Here is a 7,184-nt window from a genome sequence, read left to right as displayed (position 1 = left end):
ACGGCACTATCAACGCAGAAGGGCGACGATGAAACCGCAAAACCCCTCCGAAAAAGTCGCCGCCGCCATTTATCAGCGGATTCTCACCGCCGCTAACACCAGTGGCAGGTGCCACCGCCATTGCGACGATCTGGGATGCCGACATCCTGATCTGGGCCATCGGACAGCTTGTTCAGGCGCAGGATGAGCGGCTAACCATCTCCCGCCGGCTGATTGCCCCAGCAAGCCGCATTCTGGGCTTCCTAAGGCGTGGTACCGGGCGCAGCCAGTATGTCAGGCTCACTGCCGCCATCGGCCGTCTGACAGGCACCGTGGCGGAGACCACACTCGGCACCACCGATATTGCGCCGATCCGGTTCCGCTGGATCGAAGCCTCCGAAATGACGCCGGCAGGCATCCTGCTAACCCTGCCGGACTGGTTGCTCATGGCGGTGCGGCAGCGCCGGGTGCTCTCCATCGATCCGGATTATTTCGGTTTGAGCGGAGGCATCCAGCGATGGCTCTGGCTGCTCGCGCGCAAGCACGCGGCTCAACAATCCACAGGCTGGGTGGTTTCATTCGACCTGTTATACGCCCGATCCGGGAGCGCCGCACGGCACTGCGACTTCGTCGCGGCCCTTCGCAGATTGGCGCGCTCCGGGCGGCTGCTGACGTATCGGCTCGAACCTGTGTGGCACCGCGGCAAGGAGGGGGTGCGGATCGGTCGATATGCCGTGCCCATCCACAGTGCTGCCCTGGTGCCTGGGGATAACCCGGCTTTTTGTCCCCAAATCAGGGGGACCTCCTGTGAACGGTAACGGCCTATCACCCGACGGGTCACGGCCTATTACCCGCTTTTGCGCGGTCTATCAAACGGACCCAAGCAGAAAAAATCTAGCTATCTCAGTTGATTACGCGGCTTTTTCCCGCCCCTACTTTCTTACTGAATCTAGTACTGAGTCTTACCTTGTTATAGTAGGCGGCCGAGGGCGAAAAACCGGCGTTCGAATCGTCCGAAGCGACTTGAGTTGTTCAACGCGTTCAGCCCAGCCACCGCTCCGCCGAAAGCATCGAAAGCAAGCGGCATTGAGGAGCGGGCTGTGGGAACGGCATCGCCTGCTTGCCAGCTTCCAAGTTGTCACTGGGCAGAAGAAGATCTTGCTTCTCACCACCCGCCTAGCGGCAATGGCGATGAGGCAGTGTGACCTTCTGACCAGCCTAATGCTGGCATCCGTGGGTCTCCATGCCGAGCTCTCGCTCCACGTTATTCCCGGCTGGCTGCGACCCAGTGAGGATAACGCGCCATGACGCATCTCCATCATCCAATGCGCAGGGTATTGGGCGGCGGTATCGCCGGCTTGATCTTGATGGTGGCATCCGCACTGCACGCCCGTCCGTTGATCGTGTGGAATTCCACCGCCAGCACACCGATCGGCCTGTGGCTTGTTCTGTCTCAATCGAGCCGGGATCACCTCCGCGTCGGCGATTTCGTGCTGTTCTGGCCGGACCGGCGCAGCGCGAATCTGTTCGCAAAACGCGATTATCTGCCGCTTGGCGTGCCGCTGCTCAAGCGCATCGTTGCCACCGCTGGACAAACGGTTTGCGAGCGGCACGGACAGGTTTGGATTGAGGGCCGCCATGTCGCCGATGCGCTTGAACGCGATGGGCGCGGACGCCGACTGGTTGCCTGGAGCGGCTGCGGACCTCTCCCTCCCGGGTTTGTCTTCGTGCTGATCCCCAGCGTCCCAACTTCGCTTGACGGGCGGTATTTCGGGCCGACGCCGATCAGCAGCGTCATCGGTCGGGTTACGCCACTCTGGACGCCCGGAACGCACGTGCCATGACTGGACAACATCCTCCCTCGAACGTCCTGTTGTTCCACCACGGCACGGCCACACTGCCGCCTCTGCTGATCACTGGGCCGGCAGCGCGCGCAGTGATGGTCCATTGCGTCGCGCAGGCCGCTCTTGTTATCGTTACGTCGTGGGCATTGTCCATCGCTAGAAGCCGCCAACCGTGGCCCTCGTAGCCCTGGCCACAATGTGCGGTCTTGCTGCCAAAGCAGCCTTATTCGTGCCGCTTCATGGGTTACCGCCTTGCCAGAACGTTGCGAAGATTCCCCACGCCGATGTGATCTCCCGCATTGCCGCTTGGCAACCCGATATCGCGGCAGCATCACGTCGTTTTGGTGTGCCCGAGCACTGGATCAAGGCCGTGATGCGCGTCGAGAGCGACGGTCATTTGACAATGAACGGGCGACCAATCCGATCATCAGCCGGTGCGATGGGCCTGATGCAGGTTATGCCCCAGATCTACGCCGAGCTGCGTATCCGCTACAATCTCGGAGCCAATCCGTATGCACCGCGCGACAACATCATGGCCGGTACTGCTTATCTGCGCGAGATGTTCGATCGGTTCGGTGCCTCCTGGTTTCTGGCGGCCTATAACGCCGGTCCGGCTCGGCTTGAGCAGACGCTGCTCACGGGTCGCGGACTACCCGTGCAGACGCAGCGTTATCTCGCGGCAGTCGTGCCGATGATCAACCGAACAACGGAGACGCCGCAGATGATCGCAAGTCGCGCGCTTGTTTCGATGTTCACCTACCGAGCCGCGACCGAGTTTCGCCAAAAAGTGCGTCCTGCATCAAGCGCCGAAGATGGTCTGTTCGTGGCTGGAGGTCAGCCGATTAATCAGGAAGCGTCATCTGGTTCGACCCCATGACAGCGCCAAGACTGCCGGCGGCTCAACTTAAAAACTGCGCATTATCTGCGTTTGCGTTACGCGTCGGCATTGCTGCGATCCATGGATAACAACCTATCGGGTCGGGGCGGGTAAAAGCGCGGCGGAATGTAGCAATAGCGTCATCCGGCGAGGTATGGCGCCTGAAGAATTTGCATGAAAGCCATTGAGGATTTCTCAGTTCAGGGAGGGCAAGATAAAGGTGCGTGGCACCACACGGCCCCGATCGCCGCGATTTTCGTGTCTGCACATTGGGTTAGCGAGAGCACGCACCGTGCCAACAGTTTGCCGACGGCACGTCGGTCCTGCCTGGATCTGTGTCTTCGCTTCAGATTCCGCCGTGCCATCAAAGCACCTTCTCGATGTTCGGGATCATCAGCATGATCAGGCCATGGCTCACAATGAAGACGACCTGCCTCTTCGGCCCCGGCTCGGACGCAAGGGCAGCGCTGGCGATCGTCCGGCTCTGGCAGCGACGCAAATCAAACGCGCAATGTCACGTGCAGGGGCACTCCGCAGACAAGCTGTACTACCCTCACCGAACGCCAGCCGTGATATTGCCAGTCTTCCCGCCAAACGCGGTCGTGGCGCCACCTTTGCACGCGGTAGGGCCGCATCACCCCATGGATGGTCGAACACCAAGCCCGGTGCCCGAAGGGTTGTGGTCAAGGCGCGCTACACTCCGATGCGGGCCGGCAGCCGCGCCGCGGCAGTCCATCTTCGTTATCTCCAGCGCGATGGCGTCACCCGCGATGGTGCTCCAGGGCAACTCTACTCGGCGACAGCGGATCGAGCCGAAGGCTCTACCTTCCTCGATCGGGCAGAGAGCGACCCGCGCCAGTTCCGGCTGATCGTAGCGCCCGAGGATGGATTGCAGCTTTCGGACACCAAATCTTTCACGCGCGACCTCATGCACCAGGTCGAGCGGGACCTAGGGACGAAGCTCGATTGGATTGCCGTCGATCATTTCAACACCGGCCATCCGCACACCCATATCGTGATCCGCGGCGTCGACGACTTGGGCGAAAACCTGGTGATTGCTGGTGCCTATCTCGCGCATGGCATCCGCGAACGGGCATCGGAACTCGTCACTATCGAGCTTGGTCCGGAAACCACGGTCGAGCGGCAGCAGAAACTCACGCGCGAAATCGACCAGGAAAGACTGACCAGAATCGACCGCGCTCTGCTCCGGGAAACCCAAGAAACGGCCGACGGTATCGTGGACATGCGACCCGCCGCACATGCAAATCATACAGACTTTGACCGGCATCTCCGGATCGCGCGGTTGCAAGTCCTGCAGCGGCTTGGCGTTGCCCAGGAAACCGAAACTGGCCGCTGGTCGCTAAACCCTCACATGGAGCAGACCCTGCGGCAACTCGGCGAGCAGGGCGACATCATCAAAACTATGCACCGCGCGATGACGAGCCAAAAGATTGATCGCGCCTCCGAACAGATCGTGATCCATGGCAAGGACGAGGCGATGGCTGCTCCGATCACCGGCCGGCTGCTCGCCCGTGGGATTGGTGCCGACGAATTGGGCGACCGCGTTCATCTGATCATCGACGGTATCGACGGCCGCACCCACTACATCGAGCTTCCAACCTCAGCGGTTAAAATTGAAGCTACCCCGCTTGGCGCCATCATCCAGATTGGCGAAGCAGATCGGCAACCACGTGCCGCCGATCGAAACATCGCCTATATCGCGGAAGAAAACGACTGGCTATATCGCCCGAAAGATCACCTGGCAACGGCACGCGCCGATCGAGGGGTCGTCGATCCGGTCGCCTACGTCGAGGCGCATGTTCGCCGGCTGGAAGCCTTGCGGCGCGCCGGAATTGTCGCCCGACTTGACGCAGATCAGTGGCGCATTCCAGCGGAGTTCGAACAACGTGCTGCCATGCACGGTGACGGACACACTCCTGCTACCAGCCTGCGCGTTCTCACCACGCTCGACTTGGAAACCCAGATCGCCAGCGACGGCGCCACCTGGCTGGACCGGCAACTCGTCGGGAGGGATGGCACGCCGGTTACCGCAGCGGGCTTCGGCGCGGAGGTCGGAAGAGCCTTGGACCGACGGCGTGAGCATCACATTACGCAGGGGGATGCGAGCCGGGACGGGAAGGGGCGGCTCCTCTATCGGCGGCATTTGTTGGCGACACTCCAAGGCCGGGAACTGGTGCGCGTTGGCCAGGAGATCGCCACGGCACAGGGCTTGCCATTCCGCGTCGCGTCGGCCGGCGAAACGATCCGCGGTACCTATCGTGAGGCGGTGCAGCTTGCTTCCGGCCGCTTCGCGCTGATTGAGAACGCACAAGAGTTCACCCTCGTGCTCTGGCGACCCGTCATCGACCGCAGTCTCGGTCGAGAGGTTGTTGGGGTCATGACGGATGGCGGGATTTCATGGCAGCTCGGACGAGGCCGTGGGCTGGGCGCTTGATGCCATCATCGATTCGCGCGAGCAAATCTCGGTTGCCGCCGTCACTTCATGGTCTGGCGGCTCCGTAAAATGCCGGCAGGTACTCTATTACGATCACCGTTCTATCAGTCGATACTCCAAGCGCCCGGTCCAACTAATTCGCGTCTCCAACCTCGCGACCAACAAGGCCACGCAGTTCTACGGACAAGCTCGGAGCGCGACAGGAATGTCTCCATTCATCGGATTCCGGTTGCCGAGTGCGACAGTCCTCCAGCTTCTCGTCAGTAACCGATAGCGGCTCCTCCGGGACGGCGGTCATCGTTCGCGCCGTAGAATCGACCCGGCCGGAGTGCCCGACCGCGCTCCGAATCATTGCCCGATGACGGGGCGCTGGTCGCATCGCGTGGCGGTCCTACCTCGATGAGTTCCAGCGCTCCCCACGGGGTTTCCCGCTTCAACGTGTAACTCATCCCGCGAAGCAGCCTTGCCGTATCGGGCGACACTGCAAATCGTTCGACGTCGATACGGTCTGGCAGGCCCTGTTCGTGAAACCGCGGTGCGTCCGCCGCTTCCTGCGGACCCATGCCGTAATCGATCACGTTCATCAGGGCTTCCAGAGTGATGGTGATGATGCGCGATCCTCCAGGCGAACCGAGCACCAGGAACACATGGCCGTTCCTGGTGACCAAGGTCGGCGCCATCGACGAGAGTGGTCGTTTGCCGGGCGCGATCGCGTTCGCGTTGCCCTGAACCAGCCCGTACAGGTTCGGAACGCCGGGTTTGGAGGTAAAATCGTCCATCTCGTCGTTCAGCAACACGCCGGTATTGCCGGCCATTTCGATCGCTCCGAAATAGCCGTTCAGCGTATAGGTCATCGACACCGCGTTGCCCTGGCCGTCGATCACCGAAATCTGGGTGGTCTGGTGGCGCTCCTGGGGTGCGGCGGCGGGAGCGAGACTTGCTGACGGTGTCGCCCGGTCGGGGAGGATTGCGGCACGGATGGTTGCGGCATGGCGTTGAGACAGCAGGCGGGCGAGCGGGTTTTTCACGAAAGCCGGGTCGCCGAGATCGGCGTTGCGGTCGAAATAGGCGTGCCGCATCGCCTCGGCCATCAGGTGAATCGATGCGGCGGAATGGAAGCCCAGCGCTTTCATGTCGTAGCCGCTGAGGACGTTCAAAATTTCGCACATTGTCGTGCCGCCCGATGACGGCGGAGGCGTCGAGACGATGGTATAGCCGCGATAGGTGCAGGTGAGTGGCGGGCCGATCGCCACATGATAATGGGTGAAGTCGGCCACGCTCAGGATGCCGTCGCCGGCGGTCGAGGCGGCGGCGATCTCTTGCGGGATGCGTCCGGTGTAGAAAGCCTTTGAACCATCATGCGCGATCGACTGCAGCGTATTCGCCAGATCGGTCTGCACCAGCCGGTCGCCAGGGCGCAGAGCGGCGCCATCAGGCCGTAGAAAAATTTTCGCGATGTCACGCTGGCGGCGAAACGCGGCGGTCGCGATATCCAGAATGGCCGTGTCGGGCCGTGTCAGGACGAAGCCTTCCCGCGCCAATCGAATGGCCGGCGCCATCACCTGCCCGCGGGTCAGCCGGCCGTAGCGACGCAGCGCGGTGTCCAGTCCCATCACCGTCCCTGGCACACCGACCGCTTTGTAGCCGCGCAGGCTTTCGCCCGGCACCACATTGCCGTGCGGGTCGAGATACATGCCGGCAGTCGCGGCACCCGGCGCGGTTTCGCGGAAATCGATGAACTGCTCGCGCCCGTCCGCCAGATGAATGATCATGAAGCCGCCGCCGCCGAGATTGCCACAGCAGGGATTGACCACCGCCTCGGCGTAGCCGACGGCCACGGCCGCATCGATGGCGTTGCCCCCCTCCTTGAGAATATGCACCCCGACCTCGGAGGCCAGGCGCTGCGCGCTGACCACCATGCCGTGAATGCCCTCAACCGGTCGCGGTGATACTGCATTCGCAGGGGATCCCAGGAAGCCGGCGAGAGAGACGAGTCCCGCGACCACCGCCAAGCGTCGTCCCATCTAGC

At 62.0% G+C, this 7,184-nt stretch carries 5 protein-coding genes; 4 read left to right on the top strand and 1 reads right to left on the bottom strand.

The window, feature by feature from the left end; genetic code table 11:
* Positions 1-101 precede the first annotated feature (101 nt).
* The 4 genes from B7X49_RS11205 to B7X49_RS11190 all read left to right on the top strand — a co-directional run bounded on the left by B7X49_RS11205 (position 102) and on the right by B7X49_RS11190 (position 5,155).
* Positions 102-797, top strand: coding sequence for a replication initiator protein A (locus B7X49_RS11205; protein WP_265638357.1), 696 nt, complete (start codon positions 102-104; stop codon positions 795-797).
* A gap of 486 nt (positions 798-1,283) precedes the next feature.
* Complete coding sequence (locus tag B7X49_RS11200) at positions 1,284-1,823, top strand: S26 family signal peptidase (RefSeq protein WP_265638356.1); 540 nt, start codon at positions 1,284-1,286, stop codon at positions 1,821-1,823.
* Between the two features lie 196 nt (positions 1,824-2,019).
* Positions 2,020-2,700, top strand: a complete 681-nt coding sequence (locus B7X49_RS11195) for a lytic transglycosylase domain-containing protein (RefSeq protein ID WP_286839401.1) — start codon at positions 2,020-2,022, stop codon at positions 2,698-2,700.
* Positions 2,701-3,403: 703 nt separating this feature from the next.
* Positions 3,404-5,155: a DUF3363 domain-containing protein gene (locus B7X49_RS11190; RefSeq protein ID WP_286839398.1), complete on the top strand. Its 1,752-nt coding sequence runs from the start codon at positions 3,404-3,406 to the stop codon at positions 5,153-5,155.
* Between the two features lie 260 nt (positions 5,156-5,415).
* On the opposite strand, the gene ggt is transcribed toward B7X49_RS11190, so the two are convergent.
* Positions 5,416-7,179, bottom strand: coding sequence for a gamma-glutamyltransferase (gene ggt, locus B7X49_RS11185; RefSeq protein ID WP_265638353.1), 1,764 nt, complete (start codon positions 7,177-7,179; stop codon positions 5,416-5,418).
* Between the last annotated feature and the right edge of the window lie 5 nt (positions 7,180-7,184).

The organism is Acidiphilium sp. 34-64-41, assembly GCF_002282635.1.
Classification (GTDB): domain Bacteria; phylum Pseudomonadota; class Alphaproteobacteria; order Acetobacterales; family Acetobacteraceae; genus Acidiphilium; species Acidiphilium rubrum.
The sequence above is the reverse complement of the archived record's forward strand: the minus strand, read 5'-3'. Positions and strand labels throughout refer to the sequence as shown.